The organism is Halorubrum rutilum, from assembly GCF_024494565.1.
This window is the reverse complement of the sequence record NZ_JANHDN010000008.1, coordinates 32,898-57,851: the sequence shown is the minus strand read 5'-3', so window position 1 is coordinate 57,851 and position 24,954 is coordinate 32,898. Positions and strand designations below refer to the sequence as shown.

The 24,954-nt window shown below is 68.5% G+C and carries 19 protein-coding genes; 8 read left to right on the top strand and 11 right to left on the bottom strand.

From position 1 onward, the window contains the following. Positions 1 to 7 precede the first annotated feature (7 nt). On the top strand, positions 8 to 2,380 hold the full coding sequence (locus NO900_RS15235; RefSeq protein WP_256409889.1) for a DUF7846 domain-containing protein: 2,373 nt from the start codon (positions 8 to 10) through the stop codon (positions 2,378 to 2,380). Between the two features lie 569 nt (positions 2,381 to 2,949). On the opposite strand, the gene NO900_RS15230 is transcribed toward NO900_RS15235, so the two are convergent. From NO900_RS15230 to NO900_RS15220, 3 genes are all read right to left on the bottom strand, one after another. Then, positions 2,950 to 3,603 carry a dolichyl-phosphate hexose transferase gene (locus NO900_RS15230; protein ID WP_256410010.1) on the bottom strand — a complete coding sequence of 218 codons (654 nt, stop codon included), beginning with the start codon at positions 3,601 to 3,603 and terminating at the stop codon, positions 2,950 to 2,952. 236 nt (positions 3,604 to 3,839) lie between these two features. Continuing rightward, positions 3,840 to 5,498: a GMC family oxidoreductase gene (locus tag NO900_RS15225; protein ID WP_256409888.1), complete on the bottom strand. Its 1,659-nt coding sequence runs from the start codon at positions 5,496 to 5,498 to the stop codon at positions 3,840 to 3,842. Further along, the gene (locus NO900_RS15220) at positions 5,495 to 6,049 is read right to left on the bottom strand and encodes a gluconate 2-dehydrogenase subunit 3 family protein (protein WP_256409887.1); all 555 of its coding nucleotides are present in this window, start codon (positions 6,047 to 6,049) and stop codon (positions 5,495 to 5,497) included. The genes NO900_RS15225 and NO900_RS15220 overlap by 4 nt, the downstream gene beginning before the upstream one ends. 117 nt (positions 6,050 to 6,166) lie before the next feature. Between NO900_RS15220 and NO900_RS15215 the strand changes: the two genes are divergently transcribed. Further along, positions 6,167 to 7,777: an ABC transporter permease gene (locus tag NO900_RS15215; protein ID WP_256409886.1), complete on the top strand. Its 1,611-nt coding sequence runs from the start codon at positions 6,167 to 6,169 to the stop codon at positions 7,775 to 7,777. A 423-nt stretch (positions 7,778 to 8,200) separates the two neighbouring features. Beyond that, entirely contained in the window at positions 8,201 to 9,136 is a 936-nt protein-coding gene (locus NO900_RS15210) for an NAD-dependent epimerase/dehydratase family protein (protein WP_256409885.1), read from the top strand. Between the two features lie 38 nt (positions 9,137 to 9,174). Here the strand turns inward: NO900_RS15210 and NO900_RS15205 are convergent, their stop codons facing one another. Then, positions 9,175 to 9,822, bottom strand: coding sequence for a helix-turn-helix domain-containing protein (locus tag NO900_RS15205; protein WP_256409884.1), 648 nt, complete (start codon positions 9,820 to 9,822; stop codon positions 9,175 to 9,177). Positions 9,823 to 9,854: 32 nt separating this feature from the next. Beyond that, on the bottom strand, positions 9,855 to 10,835 hold the full coding sequence (locus tag NO900_RS15200; RefSeq protein ID WP_256409883.1) for a hypothetical protein: 981 nt from the start codon (positions 10,833 to 10,835) through the stop codon (positions 9,855 to 9,857). A 172-nt stretch (positions 10,836 to 11,007) separates the two neighbouring features. On the opposite strand from NO900_RS15200, the gene NO900_RS15195 reads away from it, so the two are divergent. The 3 genes from NO900_RS15195 to prf1 all read left to right on the top strand — a co-directional run bounded on the left by NO900_RS15195 (position 11,008) and on the right by prf1 (position 15,007). Next, on the top strand, positions 11,008 to 11,343 hold the full coding sequence (locus tag NO900_RS15195) for a putative quinol monooxygenase (RefSeq protein WP_256409882.1): 336 nt from the start codon (positions 11,008 to 11,010) through the stop codon (positions 11,341 to 11,343). Between the two features lie 118 nt (positions 11,344 to 11,461). After that, positions 11,462 to 13,270, top strand: a complete 1,809-nt coding sequence (argS, locus tag NO900_RS15190; RefSeq protein WP_256409881.1) for an arginine--tRNA ligase — start codon at positions 11,462 to 11,464, stop codon at positions 13,268 to 13,270. Positions 13,271 to 13,756: 486 nt separating this feature from the next. Next, positions 13,757 to 15,007, top strand: coding sequence for a peptide chain release factor aRF-1 (gene prf1 / locus NO900_RS15185; protein ID WP_256409880.1), 1,251 nt, complete (start codon positions 13,757 to 13,759; stop codon positions 15,005 to 15,007). Positions 15,008 to 15,045: 38 nt separating this feature from the next. Here the strand turns inward: prf1 and NO900_RS15180 are convergent, their stop codons facing one another. The 6 genes from NO900_RS15180 to NO900_RS15155 form a co-directional block, all read right to left on the bottom strand. Further along, a complete protein-coding gene (locus NO900_RS15180) occupies positions 15,046 to 15,483 on the bottom strand; it encodes a metal-dependent transcriptional regulator (protein ID WP_256409879.1) in 438 nt (145 codons plus the stop codon). A gap of 43 nt (positions 15,484 to 15,526) precedes the next feature. Further along, positions 15,527 to 16,012: a ferritin-like domain-containing protein gene (locus tag NO900_RS15175; RefSeq protein ID WP_256409878.1), complete on the bottom strand. Its 486-nt coding sequence runs from the start codon at positions 16,010 to 16,012 to the stop codon at positions 15,527 to 15,529. A gap of 147 nt (positions 16,013 to 16,159) precedes the next feature. Then, positions 16,160 to 17,380, bottom strand: a complete 1,221-nt coding sequence (gene sufD, locus NO900_RS15170; RefSeq protein WP_256409877.1) for a Fe-S cluster assembly protein SufD — start codon at positions 17,378 to 17,380, stop codon at positions 16,160 to 16,162. Between the two features lies 1 nt (position 17,381). Next, entirely contained in the window at positions 17,382 to 18,812 is a 1,431-nt protein-coding gene (gene sufB, locus NO900_RS15165; RefSeq protein WP_256409876.1) for a Fe-S cluster assembly protein SufB, read from the bottom strand. 52 nt (positions 18,813 to 18,864) lie between these two features. Beyond that, positions 18,865 to 19,785: an ABC transporter ATP-binding protein gene (locus NO900_RS15160; protein WP_256409875.1), complete on the bottom strand. Its 921-nt coding sequence runs from the start codon at positions 19,783 to 19,785 to the stop codon at positions 18,865 to 18,867. Between the two features lie 133 nt (positions 19,786 to 19,918). Further along, entirely contained in the window at positions 19,919 to 24,088 is a 4,170-nt protein-coding gene (locus NO900_RS15155) for a DNA polymerase domain-containing protein (protein WP_256409874.1), read from the bottom strand. Between the two features lie 102 nt (positions 24,089 to 24,190). Here NO900_RS15155 and NO900_RS15150 point away from each other — a divergent pair, with 102 nt between their 5' ends. Together NO900_RS15150 and NO900_RS15145 are read left to right on the top strand one after the other, a co-directional pair. Beyond that, positions 24,191 to 24,364, top strand: a complete 174-nt coding sequence (locus NO900_RS15150; protein WP_256409873.1) for a DUF7331 family protein — start codon at positions 24,191 to 24,193, stop codon at positions 24,362 to 24,364. A gap of 117 nt (positions 24,365 to 24,481) precedes the next feature. Beyond that, a complete protein-coding gene (locus NO900_RS15145) occupies positions 24,482 to 24,928 on the top strand; it encodes a DUF7322 domain-containing protein (RefSeq protein ID WP_256409872.1) in 447 nt (148 codons plus the stop codon). The last annotated feature ends 26 nt before the right edge of the window (positions 24,929 to 24,954 follow it).

Genomic DNA, 24,954 nt, shown 5'->3' with positions numbered 1-24,954 from the left:
GCCGCCCGTGGCCGTGCTTCCCCCGTTCGCTCGTCCCCGCCGGCTCGCGACGCGTCTCCGCGAGCGGCTCGCCCGCGCCGACCGGGCGACGCTCGCCGCGGCGCTCGTCTCCGTCGCCGCCGGCGTCCTGACGTTCGCGATCGCCGCCACCGTCTTCTCGCACCACTCGGCGAACCACGACGAGGGCGTCTACCTCACGCAGGCCGCGCTCCTGCTCGGCGGGCAGCTGGAGTTCCACGCCGGGCCGCTCGCGGACGCCGTTCACCCGTGGTTCTTCATCGAGGACGGCGGGCGGCTCTACCCGAAGTACAACCCCGTCCCGGCCGCGATGTTCGCGGTCTCGATGGGGCTGTTCGGCGAGCCGCGCGTGACGCTCGCGGCGGTCGCCGCCGGCAACGCCGCCCTCGTCTACCTGCTCGGCTCGCTGACGTTCGGCCGCCGCGCCGGGCTCGCGGCCGCGGTGCTTTTCGCCGCGTCGCCGATGGCGATCGCGACGTCGTCGGCGTTCCTCCCGTACGCGCCGACGACGTTCTTCAACCTGGTCTTCGCGGTCGCGTACCTCCGGAGCGTCCGGGACCGGTCGCTCGCGGCCGCGGGGGTCGCGGGCGTCGCGATCGGGATCGCCTTCTTCTCGCGGCCGTACACCGCGGTGCTGTTCGCCGCGCCGTTCATCGGCCACGCGCTGTGGCGGGTGGGATCGGCGGTCCGTCGCTTCGGCGCCGAGACGGAGCGGTCGGCGCCGCGCGCGCTCGCGGCCCTCGGCCGCCGTGCGCTCCCGGTCGGCGGGTCCCGCGGACTTCCCGACCCGATCCGTCGCCACGGGCTGACGGCGCTGTTCGGCACCCTGTTCGTCGGCGTCACGCTCGCGTACAACGCCCGGATGACGGGGTCGCCGCTCGTCTTCCCGTACCAGGTGTTCGCGCCGATGGACGGCCCCGGGTTCGGCGAGCGGCGCATCCTCGGCCACTCGGTCGACTACACGCTCGGGCTGGCGCTGGAGTCGAACCGGTACGCGCTCCAGGAGGTCGCGACGCGGTGGTTCGCCGCCGGCCCGCTCGGGACGCTCGCGGCGCTCGCGGGCGGCGGGGTCGCGCTCCGACGATGGCTGGCGCGCGGCGATCCGCGCCGGGCCGAGCCGGCCGCCGACGGCGGGGACGGGACCGTCGACGCCTCCGGCTCCCCCGCCTTCCGGCGGACGGCCGCCCTCCTCCTCGTCGGGGTCGCGGTCTCGGTCGTCGTCGGGAACCTGTACTTCTGGGGGACGCACAACGCGCTCGCCGACCTCTCGGACCCGACCGACGGGCTCGCGTCGCTGTTCGGTCCGTTCTACCACTTCGACCTGCTGGTCCCGCTGTCGGCCTTCGGCGGGCTCGGCGTCGCCGCCGTGGCCCGGGCGCTGCCCGTCGTCCGCGACCGGCTGACCGCCTCGGCGGCCGGGGCGCGGATCGGCTCTCCCCGGGTCGCCCGCGTCGCGCTCGCGCTGGCCGTCGCGAGCGCGGTCGTCGTCGCCGGTGTCGCCGCCGCGGACGCGGCCGCGGAGCCGATCGAGCGGAACGCCGAGATCGACGCGAAACACGAGGCCGCGTACGCCCCGTTCGACGAGACGACGTTCGAGGACGGGCTGGTGTTCGTCCCCACGCCGTACGGCGAGTGGCAGAACCACCCGTTCCAGTACCTCCGGAACGGCCCCGGGCTCGACGGCGAGGTCGTCTACGCGCTCGACCGCGACCCGGAGGAGAACTTCGCGGTGCTCGACGCCTACCCCGACCGGACGCTCTACCGCTACGGCTATCACGGCGTCTGGACCGCGGACCCGGACGCCCGCGTCACGCCGAAGCTGGAGTCGCTCGACCGGCGGTCCGGAGAGCGGATCGACGCCGAGGCGACCGTCGGCGTCCCGGACCGCGTCGCCCGCGCCCGAGTCCGCGTCGACCCGCGGCGGGGCGCGGCCGGCGGCCCGGAGCGCGCCTCCTACACCGTGTCGGACCCCGGTGCGTCGCTCGCGGTCGACTGGGCGGTGACGCCGGCGGGGGTCCGGCTGCCCGGCGCGGCGACGGCGGGCGGCGACGCGAACGCGAGCGCGCCGGTCCCCTTCGACCCCGACGGCGACGTGGTCGCCGTGACGGTGACGCTCGTCGACCCCGCAGGCGCGACGTACACCTATCGGCAGGAGGTGACGGTCCGGGTGACGGGCGGCGACGGGGCGGACGCCGGGGGCGAACGCGTTGACGGCGAGCGCGTCGAGGCCGTCTGGCCGCCCGAGCGCTCGACCTGCCGGCTCGTCACGGAGTGCGGCAACGAGGGGACGTACCTTCCCGACGAGCCCGACACCCACCCCGAGTGGGTCGTCTTCGAGACGGACGCTGATACAAGCGACTGATACGTCGATTTCTTGTAAATAGTCGCTAGCAGACCAGCGAAAACCACCTCCAAAGCCCCAGCCGCTCGGCTATATATAATTAGCTCTCGAACAGCGAAGCACGCCTCCAAAGCCCCAGCCGCGAGGCCGCAGTACGCTCGCTGTGCTCCTCGGTCGCTCACTTCGTTCGCTCCCTGCGGTGCTTACGTCGTCATCAGAACGCTTCGCGTTCTGATTGGCTCACGAGAGCAAAGCTCTCGTGAACGCCTGCTGCGGCCTCGCGGCTGCCCCTTTGAGTCACGTCCCGCCCCGCACAGCGACCGCACCTCACGCCTCCCCAGCCTCGTCGGGCGCGTCCTTCGGGCTCCCTTCGGTCGCCCTCGTCGCGCCCGACTCCCTCGCGCGTGCCGACTCGCGGCCTCCGCTTCGCTCCGGCCGCTCGCAGGCACGCGCCACCGCACAGTTGCGGTCGATGACGACTGGGTAGCGCCGTCGCTTGGGGTCGTGGAAAACGTCGCCGGCGGCGGTCCACTGTGCCCACAGTGTACCTCCGGACCGCCGTCCGACGACGGATCGAGGGCGAAGCGCCCTCAGAACCGTCGGAGCTGCTCTTCGAGACAGACGGTGACGATCGACTTCGCGATGGCGGCGCCGCCCCCGATCGGGTCGAGCTTCGTGTCGCCGAGCCGCTCCGCGTAGGCGATCGGGCGCTCGCGCACGTCGTGGCCGCGCATCAGCGGGCGGATGAGGAGCTCGGCGGAGAGCCCGGTGTTCTCCGTCCACCCGATCTCCTCGACGATCTCGCGGCGGTACGCGCGCATCCCCGTGGTGGTGTCGTGGACGCGCTCGCCCATGAGGAGGCTCGCGACCGCCGCGAACGCGTGGTTGCCCAGGCGGTTGAACGCCGGCATCGCCTCCGCGCCGTGGTAGAGCCGGTCGCCGCTCACCACGTCCGCGCCGTCGTTGATCTCCGCGAGGAACTCCGGCAGCGCTTCCATCGGGTAGGTGTCGTCGCAGTCGGTTGTGACGACCACCGGGCGGTCGGGCGTGAGGATCGCCTCGCGCACGGCGACGCCGTACCCCTGCGGCTCCTGCTCGACGACGGTCGCCCCGTGCTCGCGGGCGATCTCCGCCGTCCGGTCCGAGGAGCCGTCGACGCAGACGACCTCCGCCTTCCCGTCGGTGACCTCGTCGATGTCCTCCAGGACCGTCGCGATGGCCTCCTCCTCGTTGTACGTCCCCATCACGACGCTCAGGTCATCGAACGTGAACCCGTCGCCGTCCGCGGCGCCGACCGCCGCGTCCGCCTCCCCGGTCGGGGCGGCGTTCGTTCCGTCGCGCGAGCCCGTCTCGTCGGCCGAATCCGTCTCGATCGAGGCCGCGGACCCGTTCGTCGCGTGTGCTGAGTCGCTCATTACCCGTCTCTCCGTTCGCACGCACTTGAACTTTTAGGTTTACCTAAAATAATATCGTCGAGGCGTCAGCTCCCGTCGCCGAGCCACCCGGCGACGTCGTCGCCGACGCGGAGCGCGAGCGCGGCGATGGTGAGCGTCGGGTTCATCGCGCCGCTCGTCGGGAAGACGGAGCTGGAGGCGATCCAGCAGTTCGTCAGGTCGTGGGTCCGGCAGTCGGCGTCGACGACGCCGCGGTCGGGGTCGTCGCTCATCCGCGTCGTCCCCATGTGGTGGTAGGCGGGACCAGTGGCGTCCGGCCCGGCGACCCACTCGACGTCGGCGCCGAGCTCCTCTAAGATCCCGACCTGGATCTCGTTGGCGCGCTCGATCGTATCGAGCGCGCGGTCGCCGACGGTCCACTCGATCCGCGGCACCGGGTCGCCGTGACCGTCGGTTTGGTCGTCGGCGAGCGTCACGCGGCTGTCGGCGTCGGGGGCCTGCTCGACGAGCCCGCCCATCGCGACGTGGTCCCCGTACCCGTCGCGGAGCCGCTCCAAGAGCGGGTCGCCCCAGTCGTCGCCCGACAGCGCCATCTCGACCGGCGAGGGGCCGGCGTAGTTGAAGAACTCCAGCTTGAACGGCGCCTGCGACTCGTCGGCCTCGTCGTAGAACTGGTCGCAGGCGCTGGTGTAGAAGCCGACGTGGTTCTGCCGGGTCGGCTCGTCGAGCGTCCCGCCAGCGCCGGCGAACAGGTGGTCCATGAAGAACTCCCCGACGTGGCCGCTCCGGTTCGCGAGCCCGTCCGGGTAGCGGTCCGAGGCGGACATGAGGAGGAGGCGCGGCGTCTCCACGCCCCCGCAGGCGACGACGAACGCGTCCGCCTCCTGCCTGTGCTCCTCGCCGTCCGGCGTCGCGTACACCGCCGCGGTCACCCGGTCGTCGCCGTCGTGTTCGAGCCGCCGGACGGGGGCGCGGTCGATGACGGTCGCGCCCCGCTCCTCGGCGCGCTCGACGTGGACGGTCGCGTCGTACTTCGCGCCGCTCGGACAGACGGGCTGACAGGTGCCGTAGCCGACGCAGGCCGACCGGTCGTCGTACGGCTCGGAGTTGCGCGCGTTCGGCACCGAGTGCATGTCGATCCCCAGCTCCTCGCAGGCCTCGGCGAACAGCGAGTCGCTGTAGGAGGGCTCGAACGCCGGCATCGGGTGCGGCTCCTCGCGCGGCGGCGCGTAGGGGTTGTCCGAGGCGCCCGCGACCCCGAGCTCGCGCTCGGCCTCGGCGTAGTACGGCCGGAGGTCGCCGTACTCGATCGGCCAATCCGGACCGACTCCGCGGACGGACCCGGAGTTGAAGTCGTCCTCGTGGAGCCGCATCACCATCCCCTGCCAGTGGAGCGTCGACCCGCCGACGCCCTTCACGCGGGCGTGGTTCAGCGGGTAGAACCGGTCGCCGGCGTTCTCGTGCGCGTCGCGCTCACCGCCGACGCCCCACACGTCCGGCCGGCCGTAGAAGGGTCGGATCGCCCGCTCCTGACGCGCCAGCCGGTCCGCGGGGTCGAACCGCGGGCCCGCGTCGAGCACCACGACCTCGCGGTCGCCGGCGAGCCGGTCGGCGACGAGCGCGCCCGCCGGCCCCGCGCCGACGACGCAGACGTCGGCGTCCGAGACCGGCGTGCGGTCGACGTCGTCGGCCCCCCCGTCGCCGGCGTCCGACCGCCCGTCTCCGACGCTCTCCGCGCCGCTCATCGCGGCCCCTCCCGGTAGCTCTCCGCGCCGCCCGCGTACCCCTGCGGGTTCTCGATCCCGACGAGCTCGCCCCCGGTCGGCGAGGCGTACAGCGCGAGGAGGAGCTCGTTGACGACGTAGTAGCGCACCCGCTCCGCCGCCGACCCGCGCGGGTCCTCCTCCGCGGTGTCGGCGCCGAGTTCGCGGAGCAGCGAGTCGCGCTCGGTCGCCGAGAGCTCGGCGACCGGCGCGTCGTACCACGACCGCGACGCCGACCGGACCTCGCCGACCGCGGCTCGGATCCCCTCGCCGTGCGCCGACCCGTCGAGGCGACCGTCGAGGAACCCCTCGACGAACGCCTCGACGCCGGTCACCGACTCCGGGTAGACGACGGGCGCGACCGCGGTCATCGTCTCGCGGACCGCCTCGTCGTCGGGGGTCCCCTCGCCGTCTCCCGCGGTCCCGTCCCGTCGCGCCGCACCGTCGCCCGCTCGACGGACGCCGAGCGCGACGCCGCCCGTGGCGCCGATCGCGGCCAGCGCGGCCGCCGCGTCGCGTCGCGTCAGTTCCATGGAAGGTTTTAGGTATCCCTAAATTCTTATATCCGTCGGAGCGCGCTCGCCGGGGGATCGGAACCCCTAACGGCGGGCGCGGCCACCCTCGGACAGAGCGACACCGCCCCCCGCACAATGACCCTGCGACACCGGATCCGCGACCGCTTGACGGACGGCGACGACCGGCTTCCGATCGGGCTGACGCTGCTGTGCGCGGCGATCGCCGCCGCGCTCGTGTTCCCGCTGGCGTGGCTCGTCATCGAGGCGGTCGCCGTCGAGCGCGAGCGCGCGGTCGACCTCCTCTTCAGCGCGGGGACCGCCGACGTGCTCGTCAACAGCCTGCTGCTGATGGGCGGCGTCACCGTCTCCTGTATCGTTCTCGGCGTCCCGCTCGCGTACCTCACCGCCCGGACCGACCTCCCGTTCCGCCGGTTCTGGTCCGTCGCGGTCGCGCTCCCGCTCGTCGTGCCGAGCTACGTCGGCGCCTTCTCGTTCGTCTCCGCGTTCGGACCGCAGGGCGAGTTCCACGAGGTGCTCGCGCCGCTTGGGGTCGAGCGGGTGCCCGACATCTACGGGCTCTCCGGCACGATCCTCGTCATCACGCTGTACACGTACCCGTACGTCTACCTGACGACCCGCGCCGCGCTGCTGTCGTTCGACACGACGCTGTTGGAGGCCGCCCGAACGCTGAACCACGGCCGGCTGTCGGCGTTCCGCCGGGTGACCCTCCCGACGATCCGCCCCGCGATCGCCGCCGGGTCCCTGCTCGCGGCGCTGTACGCGGTCTCGGACTTCGGGACGCCGTCGATCATGCGGCTCCCCGTGTTCACCCGCCAGATCTACGTCGAGTACAACGCGTTCGGTCGCGACTACGCCGCGCTGCTCTCCCTCCAGCTGCTCGTCGTGGTCGTCCTCGTGCTCGCGCTGGAGTGGGCCGTCCGCTCGGACCGCGAGACGAGCGGCGACGACGCGGGTCGGACCGAGGACCGGGTGTCGCTCGGGTGGCTGCGCTGGCCGGCGACGCTGCTGCCGGCCGGCGTCTCCGGGTTCGCGCTGCTCGTCCCCCTCTGGATCCTCGGGCTGTGGCTGGTCAGATCGGAGTCCGGCCGCCGCCCCTCGATGGCGTTCGACCCGGTCCAGGTGCTCAACTCCGTGTCGGTCTCGGCGGCGGCCGCGGTCGCCGCCGCGCTCGCGGCGATCCCGATCGCGTACTTCGCGGCGAACCACGACTCGCCGCTCGCGACCGTCTTCGAGCGCGCCACGTACGTCGGGTTCGCGGTCCCCGGCATCGTGCTCGCGCTCGCGCTCGTCTACTTCGGCTCCGGGTACGTGCCGTGGCTCTACCAGACGCTGCCGCTCCTGGTGTTCGCGTACGTGGTCCGCTTCCTCCCGCAGGCCGTCGGGTCGGCCCGCACGTCGATCCTCCAGGTCGACCGGCGGCTCGTCGAGGCCGGGCGCACGCTCGGCGAGTCGCCGACGGGGACGTTCAGGCGCGTGACGTTCCCGCTCGTGCGGTCGGGGATCGTCGCGGGCGCCGCCCTCGTCTTCCTCACGACGATGAAGGAGCTCCCGGTCACGCTCGTCCTCCGCCCGTCCGGGTTCGAGACGATCGTCACGCAGATCTGGCGCGCGCAGGCGACGGCGCTGTACCAGTACGCGGTCGTCCCCACGCTCATCCTCCTCGTCATCTCCGGGCTCTCGATGGTCGTCATCCTCGCGCAGGAGGGCGGCGAAGAGGGGCTGTGAGAGAGGCGCTTCGAAGGCTGCTGTGGCGCGTGCCGGTGAGCGGCCGGCAGGCCGCGAACCGCACGCGCGAGGGAGCCCGCGGCCGCCGATGGCGGCCGCGGCGAGGCTGGGGAGGCGTGAGGTGCGGTCGCTGTGCTGTGCGGGTGGGACTCAAAGGGGCAGTCGCGAGGGCGAAGCACGGCGACGCAAGGACCGCAGGAACGAGCGGAGCGAGTGACGAGGACCACAGCGAGCCGCGCGAGCCCTCGCGACTGGGGCTTTGGAGGTGTCTGTGGTAGATTCGTGGTTACCGAAGTATAGCCGAGCGGCCGGTTCTCCGGAAGCGCTCACTGTGTCGGCAACAGCGATCTATCAGCGATCCCTCACGACCGCGTCCCGTTCCGATTCCACACGTACTTACCCACCACCGTCACACGGGTACGCATGCACCTCGCCGATTCACGCGCGCTCGTCACGGGCGGCGCCGGCCTCGTCGGCAGCCACCTCGCCGCGGGCCTGCTCGACCGCGGCGCGACCGTCCGCGTCGCCGACGACCTCTCGAAGGGGACCCGCGACCGAGTGCCCGACGGCGCCGACTTCGTCGCGGCCGACCTGACCGACCCCGGCGACGTCGCCGAGGCGGTCACGGGCGACCTCGATATCGTCTTCCACTTCGCGGCGTACACGGACACGAACTACGACGACGACCGGGAGCTGTTCGAGGAGAACACCGAGATGACGTACAACGTCCTCGACCGCATGCGCGAGGTCGGGATCGACCGCTTCGCGTTCACCTCCTCCTCGACCGTCTACGGCGAGGCGCCGCGCCCGACGCCCGAGGACTACGGGCCGCTCGAACCGATCTCCATCTACGGCTCCTCGAAGCTCGCCGACGAGGGGCTCATCTCCACGCACGCGCACTCCTACGGGATCCGGTCGTGGGTGTTCCGGTTCGCGAACATCGTCGGGCCGCGCCAGCGCGGCAACGTGATCCCCGACTTCATCGAGAAGCTCGACGCCGACCCCACGAGGCTGGAGATCCTCGGCGACGGCCGCCAGGAGAAGTCGTACATGCACGTCACCGAATGCGTCGACGCGATTCAGCACGTCGTCGAGCACGCCGACGACGCGTACAACGTCTACAACCTCGGCACGCGGACGACCACGTCGGTCACCGACATCGCCGACATCGTGAGCGACGAGCTGGGGGTCGACCCTGACTACGCGTACACCGGCGGCGACCGCGGCTGGACCGGGGACGTGCCGAAGATGCGGCTGTCGATCGAGCGGCTGGCCGACTTGGGCTGGGAGCCGTCGATCGAGAGCGACGAGGCGGTGCGGCGAAGCGCGCGCGAACTCATCGACGAGATCGTGACATAGGGAGGCGTCCGTCCGGAGACGGCTCGCCGCGGGGCGCGTCACGACCGCTCGTCCAGCGCGGCCGCCACGACCCGCCGCTCGGCCCGTCGGAGCAGGTCCGAGGCCGTCGACGTCGCGCAGTCCAGCGCGCCGGCCACCGCCTCGATGTCGCCCTCGCGGGGTATCTCGTAGTAGCCGGCGTCCCACGCCGCGGCAAGTGCCTCTCGCTGGCGGTCGCTCACCCGGACGCCGCGCGAGCGGTCGTACGTGCCGGTCCGGAGCACCTCGACGTCGACGCCGCCCGGGAGCGCCTCGATGGCCGCGGAGAGGGCGTCGCCGGGGCCGACCATCGTCTGCCTGACGGTCCGGTCCGAGCGCAGCTCCACCGGCGGTACCACGAGCACGGCGTCGCGGTCCAGCGCCTCTCGGTACCGCCGTTCGCGGGCGCGTAACCGCGTCCGGACGTAGACGTAGAACCCCTCCTCGGCGACGGTGGTCGTCCACTCCTCGACCCGTGCGACCTCGTCGATGGTCCGCTCGTAGCGCTGACGGTCGCCCGCAACGTGGAGCAACAGCGTCGTCATCTCGCCACCGGCGTCCCGTTCGAGTATCGTCTCTCGGTCGACCGCCGGAGACTCACAGACGAACCGATGCATCGGGTGGAGGTGTTCGGCCGGGATTTCCAGCGCGACGCGCGCGGCGTGCATACCGGTGCCTGTGGGCCGGACCGACATAGCGCTCAGGGCCGCTCGGGGTCGACGGCGTGGATCAGGACCTCGCAATCCGTCTCTAGGGGCGGATCGAGGAACGTCTCCGGGGTCGCTAGCACCCGCCGCAGCACCCACTCGGAAAGGCGTGCCTCCCAGTCGTCGGACTCGCGGAAGGCCTCGTAGAGCCGGTCCATGTCCTCGGTCTCGATATAGTAGTGGACCACCTGACGGTCGCCGACCTCCTCAAGCAGCAGCGACTCGGTGTACACCGCTTCCGCCTCGACCGTCTCCGTCTCCTCACGGGCCCAGGCCCGTACGCGGTCGAACCGTTTGAGTTGGTTAACGAGGTCGACGGCGCGTGCGACGAGGGTGCTAGTGAGGCCGGCTTTCACCCCGAGAGAGACGACCGCGACCGGGATCGGGAGCTCGTCACCGGCGACGGGGGCGACCAGCGACCGTCCGACCGCGTCGACGTACCGCTCCTGCCGGTGCGGGTTCGTCACGTGAGTGACGTACCGGTGGTCGCCGCGACCGTCGGCGTGAACCGTCGCTTCGCCCGTGAGCAGGTCCGACAGTCCGCGCTCGAACAGCGGTGACGCGCTTCGGATCGTCTCGTCCGGCGTCGTCCACGCCTCGGCGTCGTCGTCGACCACCTCGACGTACCACAGCACCGCGTCGCCGCGCCTCGGATCGCGTCCGGCATTGTCGGTCAGGCCGAACCCGCCATCGTCGAGGAACAGCGTCACCAGCGTCGCGCCGTCGACCGGTAACAGCGTGCGAACGTCACCGTCGGCGCTGTCGCCCGCCCAGTCCGCCAGCAGATCCCTGACGGCTCCGGTCCGTCCGTCAGCGATCGGTTGGCGGACCAGCAGCGAGTCGAAGACGTCGATACCGCCGCGCTCGGGGTACGTCCGACGGACGCCCGGTCCGTCGGCGGCGGTCTCCGTCGATCCTTCCGCAGCGCGGTTATCCGTCTCCCGGCGACCCATGTGTGCCCGTACGAGGGCCACGAGTGGGTCAGTTTCCACGGCCCAGTTAGCCTCTTTATGTCCGAACGGTATCTCGGCGTCGGGAACGGACGAGCGCAAGCGGGTCCCGCGGGTACCGCTCCGTACGCGGCGTCAACGCGGCGGCGAATTCACCCATCACATACGTACCTCCGGCGGCTACTCGTCTCTCGACATGCTGATCAACCACACGACGATTCGGTTCGATCCGGCGAAGCGCGCCGAAGCGATGGCGCTCGTCGACGACCTCGTCGACCGCTCGCGGACCGAAGACGGGACGGTCCGCTACCGCGCGATGACCGACGTCGGCGACCCCGACGTCGTGCGTTTCTTCGAACAGTACGAGGACGCCGCCGCGGCCGAGGCCCACGCGGAATCCGAACAGTATCGCCGATTCGTCGAGTCCCTCCCCGAGCTCGCCGACGGGAACGTCGAAACGATCCGGATCCGCGCCGACGAGACGGATCGCGTCGAACTCACGCCCCGGGACGCGGTCGACGCGCTGGACTGACGCGCGCGGAATCCGCCCTCCGTATCGGTCGCGCGGTCACGGCGGCCGCTCCCACGCGCCCGCTCCTCCACCGCGTCGCTTCGGAAGGCCCTTTTAATCAGCCCGTCGAACGGTCGGTATGTTCAGGCAGTTCCGGTCGGAGGTCGAGGCGGCGCTCGCGGACGCCCTCGCCGCGCTCGACCTCCCGACCGACGACCTCGGCATCGAGCGCCCGCCCGACGACATGGACGCGACGCTCGCCTCCAGCGTCGCCTTCCGGCTCGCGGGCGAGGTCGGCGCGCCCCCGCCGCAGGTGGCGGGCGAGGTCGCCGACGCGGTCGCCGTCGCCGGCTACGACTACCTCGACTCGGTCGACACCGCCGGGCCGTACGTCAACTTCCACGCGGGCGAGCGCTACCTCGTCGACGCGCTCGACGCGGCCGCCGCCGACGCGGGCTACGGCGCGCTCCCCGACCGGGACGCGTCGGTCGTCGTCGAGCACACGAGCGCGAACCCGACCGGCCCGGTCCACGTCGGCCGCGCGCGCAACCCGATCGTCGGCGACGCGGTCGCGAACCTCATGGAGTACGCCGGCTACGACGTCGACCGCCACTACTACGTCAACGACGCCGGCCGCCAGATGGCGGTGTTCACGTGGGCGTACGAGCGGTTCGACGAGTCCGACCTCGACGCGGAGCCCGCCCGCGACCGCGCCGAGTACGACCTCGTGCGGTACTACCGCAAGGGGAACGCCTTCTTAGAGGAGGCCGAGCCCGCCGCGGTCGAGGCCGCGGAGGCGGAGATCGCCGAGATCCTGCAGGGGCTCGAAGCGGGCGACGACGAGACGTACGAGCGCGTCGGCGAGGTCGTCGACACCGTTCTCGGCGGGATGAAGGAGTGTCTCGCCCGGCTTCCCGCCGAGTTCGACGAGTTCGTCAAGGAGACGCGGTTCATGCGCGACGGCTCCACCGACGAGATCGCGGCCCGGCTCAAGGAGACCGAGCAGGCGGTCTACGAGGAGGACGCGTGGCAGCTGGAGCTCGACGAGTGGGGGATCGACAAGAACCTCGTCTTCCTGCGCTCCGACGACACGAGCCTCTACACCACCCGCGACCTGGCGCACCACGAGTGGAAGTTCGACAACTACGACCGCGCCGTCACCGTGCTCGGCGAGGACCACAAGCTGCAGGCCGACCAGCTCGACGCGACTCTCGAACTCCTCGGCAACGACACGGACCGGCTCGGCCACGTCATCTACTCGTACGTGAACCTCCCGGACGGGAAGATGTCGACCCGGCGCGGGACGGGCGTGATGCTCGACGACCTGCTCGACGAGGCGATCGACCGCGCCCGCGAGGCGGTCGAGAGCCGGATGGACGACCGCATCCGCGACGACGACCTCACCGAGGCGGACGTCGAGCGCATCGCCCATCAGGTGGGGATCGGCGCGGTCCGGTACGACATCGTCTCGAAGCAGCCCGCGAAGGCGATCACCTTCGAGTGGGAGGACGCGCTCGACTTCGAGGCGCAGTCGGCGCCGTTCGTCCAGTACGTCCACGCGCGCTGCGCCGGCATCCTCGACGAGGCCGCGGCCGAGGGCGTCGACGTGCCGGGCGTGACGGCCGATTCCGCGGGAACCGTCGACGCCGACGCCCTCGACGTCGACGCCGCGGTCTTCGAGACCGAGGCGGAGCGCGAGCTCCTCCGCGAGGTCGCCCGCTTCCCGGCCGTCATTGAGGCGGCGGCCGACGACTTAGAGCCACACACGGTTGCCACGTTCACCCGCGAGTTCGCCGACGCGTACAACGCCTTCTACCGGGAGTGCCCGGTCGTCACCGCCGAGGACGACGAGCTCCGCGCCGCGCGCGTCGCGCTCGTCGCGGCCGCGAAGCACACGATGGCGAACGCGCTCGACGTGCTCGGGGTCGAGGCGCCAGAGTCGATGTAGGAGCGGTACTATCGAGGTTGTCGTTCGGCTTTCTTCGATCGGGATATCGCTGTTGACGCTGCTGCGAACACTTCTAAATCCCCAGCCGCTCTGTAGTACGTGACCGATGACTCGGCGGCAAACACTCCCAAAGCCCCAGCCGCGAGAGCTCGCGCGGCTTGCTGCGTTCCTCGCTCGTTCGCTTCGCTCACTCGCTGCGGTACTTGCTGCGCCGTGCTTCGCCCTCGCGACTGCCCCTTTGAATCCCACCCCGCTCCGCACAGCAACTGCACCTCACGCCTCCCCAGCCTCGCGGTTCGCGCTCTCCGAGCGCTCACCGGCTCCCTCGCGCGTGCTCCTCGGCCGCCGGTGGCGGCCGCTCGGAGGCACGCGCCACCGCAGTTGGGTTATAAACAACCACGCATCTGATGGCCCGTGCGACTCGGTACCGCCTTCCTAACGGGGAGGTCAAAGCTTACTTACACGCACGCCGCCGTAGTTCGGGTAATGAGTAGCGACGCCCAAGCGGCGAGCGAGGACCGACGGAAGTACGAGTTCCGGAAGGTCATCGAGGAGCTCAAGGAGTTCGAGGGCTCCGGCACGCAGCTCGTCACCATCTACATTCCCGAAGACCGGCAGATCTCCGACGTGGTGGCCCACGTCACCCAGGAACACAGCGAAGCGTCCAACATCAAGTCCAAGCAGACCCGGACCGCGGTACAGGACGCGCTCACCTCGATCAAGGACCGCCTCCGCTACTACGACACGTATCCGCCCGAGAACGGGATCGTGATCTTCTCGGGGGCGATCGACGCCGGCGGCGGCCAGACCGACATGGTCACCCGGACGCTGGAGTCGCCCCCGCAGCCCGTCGAGTCGTTCCGCTACCACTGCGACTCCGAGTTCCTCACCGAGCCGCTCGAACACATGCTGGAGGACTCCGGGCTGTTCGGGCTCATCGTCTTGGACCGCCGCGAGGCCAACGTCGGCTGGCTCAAGGGCAAGCGCGTCGAACCCGTCAAGTCCGCCTCCTCGCTCGTCCCCGGCAAACAGCGGAAGGGGGGTCAGTCCGCGCAGCGGTTCGCCCGCCTCCGGCTGGAAGCGATCGACAACTTCTATCAGGAGGTCGCGGGGATGGCCAACGACCTGTTCGTCGACAAGCGCCACGAGCTCGACGGCATCCTCGTCGGCGGCCCCTCCCCGACGAAAGACGAGTTCCTCGACGGCGACTACCTCCACCACGAGCTCCAAGACAAGGTGCTCGGGAAGTTCGACGTGGCGTACACCGACGAGTCCGGGCTGAAGGACCTCGTCGACAACGCGAGCGAGGCGCTCGCCGACCAGGAGATCGTCGAGGACAAGCGCCACATGGAGGAGTTCTTCGAGAAGCTCAACACCGGCGAGGAGGCCACGTACGGCTTCGAGCAGACCCGCCGGAACCTGATCATGGGGTCGGTCGACCGGCTGCTCATCTCCGAGGACCTCCGCTCCGACGTCGTCGTCTACGAGTGTCCGAACGGCCACGAGGAGTACGAGGTGGTCGACTCGCGGCACTCCACGCCGGACCACGAGTGCGCCGAGTGCGGGGAGCCGGCCGACGTCGACGAGCGCGAGGACGCCATCGAACACCTGATGAGCATCGCCGAACAGCGCGGGACGGACACGAAGTTTATCTCCACGGACTTCGAGAAGGGCGAACAGCTGATGGACGCCTTCGGCGGTATCGCGGGTATCCTGCGGTACTCGACGGGCGTCTGAGGATCGCAGAGACCTCCCGACGGTTCGGGGCCCCTGGCTCAGTCTGACTCGACCGGCGCCATCGCGACCTCCAGACACGCGCAGGCGTCGGTCTCGGGGTCGAAGCAGTCCGGGCACTCCGGCTGCCGGTCGATGATCGTGTCGAGCCGCTCGGCGACGGTGTCGTCGATGACGGCCTCCAGCTCGTGCGCCTCCTCGCGGAACTCCTCGACGCCGAGGACGTTCGCGAGGAAGCGCTCGATGATGCAGTACGTCTGGAGCGCGTCCCGCGCCCGGACGATCCCGTCGTCGGTGAGCCGGACGCCCTTGTACTTCTCGTGCTCGGCGAGCCCGCGCTCCTCCAGCTTCCCGATCATCTCGTTCGCGCTCGCTGGGCTCACGTCGAGGGCGTCGGCGATCGACCCCGTCGAGGCCGGCCCGTCTTCCTGTTCCTGTACGACGTATATCGTCTTGAGGTACTGGTCTGCGGTGTTCACGGCTCTCCTCCGTCGGGGCTCGTCGTCGGTTCGATACGCCGGTTCATCGTCGCTCCATGACCTCCGTGACCTCGCTGACGCCCTCGGCCTCCTCCTCCCGGATCGTCCGTAACGTCTCCAGGAGGCGCTCCCGGTCGATCGAGAACGCCGCGTCGGACGCCTCGATCGCCTCGATGAGGTCGTCGTAGAACTTGTAGGCCGTCTCCTCGTTGCACAGCTGGTCGTACAGGATCCCGTCGAAGTCCTCGGGCTTCGTCCGCCCGTAGCGGGCGTCGACGAGCGACTCGATCTCGTCGAACGGGACGCTGTCGACCCCGAGCCCGGCGATCAGCGACTCCAGCCGCTCGCGGTGGTCGGCCGACTCCTCGGCCGCGTCCGCGAGCAGCGCCTCGATCTCGTCGTCGAGCTCGTCGTCGACCCCGCGGTAGTGGTGGTGGGCCCGCGCCTCGACCACCTCCTCCAACACGATCCCGATCTGTAACAGGCGGGCGAGCTGGTCGTCGGAGCCGATCCGCTGGCTCACGCTCACGGCCACCACCCGTCGCCGCTCGATACGCCCGTTCGCATACACTCGTGCTCAGGCGTAGTCCGACTTAAGGAGTTCCCCTTCACCCGGGACGTCAGCGGCACAAAAAACGAGAACCGCGGCGACACGCGTTCGAACGCGGCCGGCCGTCTACTGGAGCCGCTCGAAGACGAGCTCCTGAACGTCGTCGCGGAACTCGTCGACCGCGATCTCCTCTAACACGGGCACGAAGAAGCCCTCGACGAGCATGTTCCGCGCCGTGCGGGAGTCGATCGAGCGGCTCTCGAGGTAGAACAGGTCCTCGGCGTCGACCTGCCCGACCGTCGCGGAGTGCGACGCCTCGGTGTCGTGGTTGTGGATGATCAGCTTCGGCGACGCGTCGGCCTCGGCGTCGTCCGACAGCATCAGCGTGTTCTCGCGCTGGTAGCTGGACGTGTTCCACGCGTCCTCGCCGACGTCTTGGACGCCCTCGTAGACGGAGCGGGCCACGTCGTCGAGCACCCCGCGCGTGACGAGGTCGGCCGTCGTGTGCTCGGCCTGGTGCCAGACCCGGGCGTTCAGGTCGAAGTGCTGGTCGTCGGTGCCGAAGAACGTCCCGACGATCTGGCTCTCGGAGCCGTCGCCGTTCAGCTCGGTCTCGACGTCCGAGCGGGTGAGTTTCGAGCCGAAGTTGCTCTCGATCCAGTCGACCGTCGCGTACGCGTCCGTCACGCCGCGCTTCAGCGAGTAGGTGTACGAGTCGTCGTCGAGGTTCTGGAGCGAGCCGAACTGCACGTTCGCGTTCTCGCCTGCGGCGATCTCGACGAGGTTCGAGAAGTACCGGTCGCCGTCGACGGCGGCCTCGCCGTCACCGGACGTGATCGATTCGAGGATCGTCACAGACGACGACTCCTCGGCGACCACGAGCGTCTGGCTGAACAGCGAGCGGGAGTTCATCTCCGCGCGCACCGTCACGTCCTCGACGTCGACGCCCTCGGGGACGTAGACGAACGTGCCGGTGGTGAACAGCGCGACCGACAGCGCCGTGAGGTAGTTGTGCTCCGGGTCGAGCACCGAGCCGAAGTTCGCCTCGATGACGTCGCCGTACTCGTCGAACGCCTCGGTGAACGGGAGGACGACGACCTCGTCGTCGCCGGCCGCCCGCTCCGTGGCGTCGGACTGGTTCAGCGGGTCGACGAGCGACTCGAAGTCGAGCGCCTCCAGGTCGGTCCAGCGGCGGCCGGGCGTCTGGATGACGTCCGGCAGATCGGCCGTCTCCAGCGCGGCGAGCGCGTTCAGACGGGTCTCGAGGAGCCACTCGGGCTCGTCGCGTTCGTCGGCGATGCGTCGTACCGTGTCCTCCGAGAGGCTCTCGATTTGCTTCGTGCTCATGTTATCCGAGCGAGCCCTCCATCTCCAGCTCGACGAGCCGGTTGAGCTCGACGGCGTACTCGATGGGTAGCTCCTCCGTGATGGGCTCGATGAAGCCCGAGACGATCATCTGCTTGGCGTCGTCGTCGTCGAGGCCGCGCGACTGGAGGTAGAAGATGTCCTCGTCGCCGATCTTCCCGACGGTCGCCTCGTGGGCGACGTCGACCTTCGACTCGTTGATCTCCATGTACGGCATCGTGTCGGAGGTCGACTCGTTGTCGAACATCAGCGCGTCGCACTCCACGGCGGTCGAGGAGTTCTCGGCGCCGTCGGCGATGTGGACGAGGCCGCGGTAGTTCGTGCGGCCGCCGTCCTTCGCGATCGACTTCGACTCGACGGTCGACTTCGTCTCCGGCGCGTTGTGGTACACCTTCGCGCCGGTGTCGATGTCCTGGCCCTCGCCCGCGAAGGCGATGGTGATGTGGTTGTCGGAGGCGCCGCGTCCCTTCAGGATCGTCGAGGGGTACAGCATGGTCGCCTTCGACCCCATCGACCCGGAGATCCACTCCATGCGCCCGCCCTTCTCGGCGATGGCGCGCTTCGTGTTCAGGTTGTACGTGTTCTTCGACCAGTTCTGCACCGTGGAGTACTGGACGTGCGCGTCCTCCCCGACGAACACCTCGACCCCGCCGGAGTGGAGGTTGAACGCCGAGTACTTCGGGGCGGAACAGCCCTCGATGTAGTGGACCTCGGAGCCCTCCTCGGCGATGATGAGCGTGTGCTCGAACTGGCCCATCCCCTCGGAGTTCATCCGGAAGTACGCCTGCACCGGCATGTCGACCGTGGTGTTCTCCGGCACGTAGACGAACGAGCCGCCGGACCAGATGGCGCCGTGGAGCGCCGCGAACTTGTTGTCGCTCGGCGGGACGCACTTCGTCATGAAGTGCTCGCGGACGAGCTCCTCGTGCTCCTGGACGGCCTCGTCCATGTTACAGAAGATGACGCCCTTCTCCTCCCAGCGCTCCTGCATGTTCTGGTAGACGACCTCCGACTCGTACTGCGCGCCGACGCCGGAGAGCGCGTTCTTCTCGGCCTCCGGGATGCCCAGCTTGTCGAAGGTGTCCTTGATCTCGTCCGGGAGCTCCGTCCAGTCGTCGACGCCCGCGCGGACGTCGACGTCGGGCCGGATGTACGGGATGATCTCGTCGACGTCGACCTCGCTCAGGTCCGGCTGCCCGGGCCAGTCGGTCGGCATCGGCATCTCCTGGAACTGTTCGAGCGCGCGCAGGCGCCGCTCCAGCATCCACTCCGGTTCGTCCTTGTCCTCCGAGATGACGCGGACCGTCTCCTCGGTGAGGCCCTTCTCGGTCTGGAAGGCGGACTTCTCCTCCTTCTTGAACTCGAAGCGGGCCTCGGTGTCTGTCTCCTTGAGGTCGTCTTGTTGTGAACTCATGATTTTATGTTACGTGTTTCCCCGTTTATTCCTGTCGCGTGACCATTTATGGTTACGCCGCCTCGAACGCGTCCTCGCGGACCCAGTCGTACCCCTTGTCCTCGAGCTTCTCGGCGAGCTCCGCGCCGCCGCTCTTGACGACTTCGCCGTCGAGCATGACGTGGACGTGGTCGGGCTCGACGTAGTCGAGGATGCGCTGGTAGTGGGTGATCTGGAGGACGCCCGTGCCCTGTTCGTCGCGGAGCGCGTTGATCCCCTTCGAGACGTCCTGGAGCCGGTCGATGTCGAGCCCGGAGTCGATCTCGTCGAGCACGGCGATCGCGGGCTCTAACATCGCGGCCTGCAGGACCTCGTTCTGCTTCTTCTCGCCCCCGGAGAAGCCGGCGTTGAGGTAGCGCTGCATGAACTTCTCGTCCATGTCGAGCAGCTCCATCTTCTCCGAGAGGATCTGCTGGAACTCGGCGACGCCGATCTCGCCGTCGTCGGCGGGGCCCTCCATCGGGGAGGTCTCGTACCCCTCGTCGTCCTCGTCGGCGTCGGCCTCCTCGGCCTCCTCGTCCTCGAACAGCTCCTCGCGCTCGTCCGCCTTGGCGTTGAGCGCCTGCCGGAGGAAGTTCGTCATGGTGACGCCCTCGATCTCCGCCGGGTACTGGAAGCCGAGGAAGATGCCGAGCGCGGCGCGCTCGTTCGGCTCCAGCTCCAGGAGCTCCCAGTGGTAGTCCTCGTCGTCGAGGTCGGCGTCGACGTCGGCGACGTCCGCCTCGTCGAGGTGGAGCAGGATCTCCCCGTCGGTGACCTCGTACGCCGGGTGGCCGGCGATGACCTTCGCGAGCGTCGACTTCCCGGAGCCGTTCGGTCCCATCAGCGCGTGGATGTCCCCGGACTCGACGGTCAGGTCGACCCCCCGAAGGATGCGTTCGCCGCCCTCTTCCGCCACTCGTGCGTGAAGATCGTTGATTTCGAGAGTAGCCATGTGTATTCTCGTGCCTCGTACGTTTACGGTGGTGGTTGAGGGGGTTAATGGTTACGCATTCCCCCGTCAAAACTCTTGAATTCGGTAAGAATTTTTCCAACGATCGAAAAGAGCTTTCTCCGAGACGACTCGGCTACATGAACGAGCCGAGTCCGGTCTGCTCCTGGCCGGTCTTGACCTCCTCCCAGGACATCCCGAGCGCCTCGATCACGCGCTCGATGGGTCCCTTCAGCGTCTTGTCCAGCATCTTCTCCCAGTCCACCTCGAACTCGTCCGGGACCTGGTCGGCGTACTCGAAGCAGATCACGTCCGGGTCGCGCTTGAACTCCCCGTACAGCCCGTCGCGCTGCGGGTCGAGGCCCTCGTCTTCCTCCATCCGCTCCCAGAAGTCCGGGTGGACCTTCTCGATGTACAGCCGCTTCGGCTTCGACCCGCTCCCGAAGTTGGTGCCGAGCATCAGGTTGGCGTACTTCGCCCCCCGGACCTGCGCGGTCGGCGTCTCGTAGGCGTCGAGCTTTTTCCCGATCCCGCCGGGGATCCCGATCTCTTCGAGGTCGACGTCGCCGTCGAGCACGCGGGCGATGACGTCCACGAGGTACGCCTTCACCTCCTCCATGTCCTCGTCGATGTCGTCGCCCGTCACGATCGTTTCGATGACGTTCTGCTGGACCTCCTTCGTGATGCCGGCGATGTCCGAGCGCTTGTACTCGAAGCCGGTGATGTCGATGTCGTCGACGTCTTTCCCCTCCTTCCAGATGATGTGCCCGGCGTACCGCTTCTTCTTGCCCGCCTGGAAGAACCGCCGATAGAGCTTCTCGAACTCGATCTCGAAGCGGTGCGAGTCGGCGTTGAGCTCCTCGCGCGCGAAGTCGTCGTACCGGGCGTTGATGTGGTCCGCGATCTCGAAGGAGGTCTCGATCGCCTTCCCTTTCGATAGATCCCCCAGCGAGAGCATGACCGAATCGGTATCCCCGTATGTAACTTTTCTGTCTAGCTCCTCGGTCACGTCGGCGGTGAAGTCGATCACCTTTCGGTTGGTAGAAGTGACGCCAGCGCTCATCTCGCGGTCGTACAGCCTGAATCGATCCCAGCCGAAAACGCCGTACAGGCTGTTCATCAGGACCTTGACAGCTCCCTGCTGACGGTCGTACTGCTCGTACGCTTCGGTTCCGGGATCGTGTTCGTTCCGGAGCGCCTTCTTCTCCTCGCGCTCGTCGAGCAGTTCGTTCACCATCTCCCGGATGATACCGTCGGGCTCCTTCCGAAAGTGGACGCCCGTCGGAGTCCGGTACGTCTCGCCGTCGTACTCCGCGGGGTCGACCTTCGTCTCGGGTGACGCGTTGATCGTCACCATCGACATGGGGTATAACGACTTCAGGTCGAGCACGCTCACCATCTCGCGGACCCCCGATATCGGGTCGAACACCGCGCCGCCCTCGAACTCCTCGGCCTCCTGTTGGCCCTTCGACGGGAGCGCGAAGTTCCCGTACGCCATGTGGAGCACGTACATGTCGACCGCGTCGCCGGGCGTCGTCGCGTCCTCCAGCTTACAGCCGACGATTTTCCGGGCGTCGTCCCAGAAGGCGATCACGTCCTGCGCCCGGTCGATCTCGACGCACAGCTCCACGTCCCGGATGCTGTACTCCAGGAGCCGCTCGGGGTCCCGCTCCCAGAGGTCGCCGATGTCGCCGGCGTAGCGCTCCTTCCCGACGCCGAGCTCGCGCTCGCCGACCGCGTCGAGGCGGTACGACTCCAGCTCGGTGAACATCGTGCGCTTGTACGCGTACAGCAGGTCGAAGACGACGCGGCCTTTGATGTCCGGGCCGCCCCAGCCGGAGCGCCACACCTCGCCGATCCGGGAGAATCGATCCACCGAGAGATTATACTCGCTTCCCGGATCTAGCTCTTCCATCCGGTCGAAGAAGTACGGGACGTCGAAGTCCTCGCAGTTATGGACGAGACAATCATCTGCGAAGAAGTTGTGCGTGGTCGTCTCGATGTCGTAGGTCGTCTCCGTACCGACACGCTCCACGTCCTCAACCTCCACAAACACGTACTCCTGCCACTCGTCGAGAGTCGTTTCGTGGCGTTTGAGATTAATTCCTCGGCGGTGTTTGTTCCGGCCGATCCGCTTCTCGTCAGTGCCGGTGTCAGCCTCAAAGAGCGCGTACGGGATGTTCTCGCTTCGTCCACTCTTTCCGCCGTCCAGCGCTTTTAGCGCCTCTCGCTTTTTGGAGTGAGACAGATGCGGGAGGATCCGATCCCTGAGCCGCTGAATCTCACGCTCTGCGTCCGGGACCCGAACCACGTCCTCACGTTGTTCTGCATAGATGCCGAGCCGGCGGAATAACTTCACGTACCATTCTCCGATAGACCGATTTTCGGCCGCAACGGTCACTGAAGATGAGATGTTCCCGTCTCCGTCGATCAATCCCGCTAAGAACCGTTCTATATACGATTCTGGAAGTTCGAAAACTGTCGAGAGATCGACTTCTCCATCGTTTTTATTGCCGAATGGAATCCCGAGCCCGTTGAACGCGTACATCCGAGCGTAGTCCAGTACGTTCTGCTTGTAGCATCCCTTTCCATCGGGTTCGAGATGCGTTTCACCGGGGAACTGTTCGTGTAACTCCTCGCGCGTGTTGTAGAAACGGACTCCGTCATCGGGCGACATCGTTCCGTCCGTGAGGACCAGTCCCGCGAGATACATCTCGTGGTCGGTAAGTTCCCTGTCGAGGTCGTTCCGCGTGCGGCGGTACTCCCGCCCGCCGTCAGGGAGCGCAACGTCGTACCGGTCAGACGCGATCAGACAGCGCTCCGGAGTCCAGACATCTGTTTTCGGGTGATGTAAGGTTCCTGTGGCGAGATCGAACTCCTCTGCGAGTTCAGAAACGGCACCGTAAGGAAGTCCAGATTTGAACGATTTGATTGCTTCTCTACTTCCGAACCGCTGGCATTCGATTGGGACGAGGTCACTCAGGGTCGGGACACGCTCCGAGTCGACGTTCAACTTTCGCGGCTTGAGGAGATAGTCCCCGACGTCGATCTCGCTTCCCTCCTTCCAGTCGACTTGATCGTCGTCACCGACCATCACACGGTGGTCCTCCGAACTGCGGAGATCAGTTCCGTCCGCGAGTCTATATCGAAGAATATCCTTCTCGCTTTCCCACTTGTTCGTGACCTCCGCGGTCGTCGTCTGCTGTTCGTCGCTCCCTATGACCTCGTCTCCGACAGACACGTCCTCGATCCGTTGTTCGGTCCCGTCCGCTTTGAGAATTTGACTGTCCGCCGGTAGGCAGTTCCACCCTGTAAAGAGATCCGGGTCCGTCTCGTCGATGTAGTCGACGAACGCGTCGAGCATCGCGGCCTCTTCCTCGAAGGTTCGGACCCGAAACTCCAGCTCCGACCCCTCGTCGCCGACGATCCCCTCGTAGTCGGGGAGGTCCTCGGGCGGCGGGATCTCGGCCTCCGGCGCGTCGTACAGCCAGACGACGTACTCGTCGTCGTAGGAGTCGTGACTGGTGAGACAGATGATCGGCTCCTCGCCGTCCTCGGGGAACCCTCGGCGGTCGTCGACCTCGATGTCGAAGGTGTTCACGCGGAGGTCGGCGTCGACCTCGGCGGGTTCGAGGTGGCCCTCGTGGACCTGGATTGTGCCCTCCTCGTCGTCCAACCGGCGCTCCTCGACGCGGATCCCGCCGTTGAGGCCGTTGTCGATGAGGAAGCGGTTGGGGAAGAGGATGTCCGCCTCGAAGGTGGTCTCGAAGTCGTCGCGGATGTTCCCCACGTCGCGGGGCGTGCGGGTGACGATCCGGGTGAGCGGCTCGCCGCGGATGCTCTCGTACGGCTCGCCGTCCGGGCCCTCCTCACGCGTCCCGATCACCACGTCGTACGCCTCGACGGGGTCGCGGTCAAGGTCGTCGGTGGGGACGTAGAAGTACGGCTCGACGCCGAGGACGCGGAGGTGTTCGACGACGTCGCGGTCGGCGTCCCCGTCGAGGTGGTCCGCGTCCCCGTCGACGTTCTCGGCCGGTCGCCGGCCGAACACGTGGACGACGGGGTACTCGTCGCTCCCGTACCCCTCGACGGCGTAGTCGATCTGGGTGATCATCAGCTCGACGGTCCCGGTCGACGCTGGGAACTTCGCCTCGTCGACGTCGACGACGTCGCTGACGCGGCCCCGCCCGCCGCCGGCGACGACGGCCGCCTCCTGCGCGGTGAGGTCATCCCGTTCGGTTTCCGTGCCGTCGCTCCCCTCGCCGTCCGCGTCCGACGAGAAGTCCGACAGCCCCGACTGAGTCATACCCGTCCTTCGGCGGCACCGGGCTAAAAAACTCGGCTTTCGGGTGCGGCGAGGAGTCCCGCCACGGAAAGGCATTTAATGTGTGACGACTTACCACGGTCCATGTCTTCGGACCCACGTTCGGAACCCCAGGCGGTTCGCCCGACCGGTCGCGACGCGGTCGACGCCGAGGTGGAGGCGTACGAGGACGACGGGAACGTGGTGTTGTTCGACGCCGCGAACCCCCTCGCGTGGGTCGAGGCGAGCCGAACGGTCCGGCTCGCCGACGCGGTCTGACGGGACGGCCCGGACCCACGCCCGTTCACGGTCCGGCTCGCCGACGCCGACTCCCTCGCGACGCCTCGACGCCGACCGGACGGAACCCCTTTGCCCCGCCCCCGCCTACGAAGGGTCGTGTTCAGTCTCGACGAGGACGACGAGGGCGAGGTCTCTTTCGGCGAGAGCTCCGACGCCGAACGGGAGATGACGCCGGAGATCCCGAAGGCCCCCTCGGTGAAGACGTTCGACGACGACGGCGACTTCGAGGGCGCGAGCGACGTCGACTCCGACACCCTCCGCGCGTTCGTCGCCGCCGTCATCTACGCCAACGCCGCGGTCCTCCTCGTCTCGCTCGGCCCGATGCTGTGGTTCTTCGAGGGACGGGCGCGGGTCGGCGCGGGGCTGTTCGCCCTCGGACTCCTCGCCGGCCTCCGGACGTACCAGACGTATCGCGCCTGGAAGCGCTCGCGGGACGAGGCGGCCGAGACCGGTGACGACTCCGCGCCCACGGACGGGGACTCCGCACCCACGGACGAGGACTCCGCGCCCGCGAACGACGACCCCCCATCCCCGGAAGCGTAATGTCTCGCGGTCTCCCTTCCTCGGCC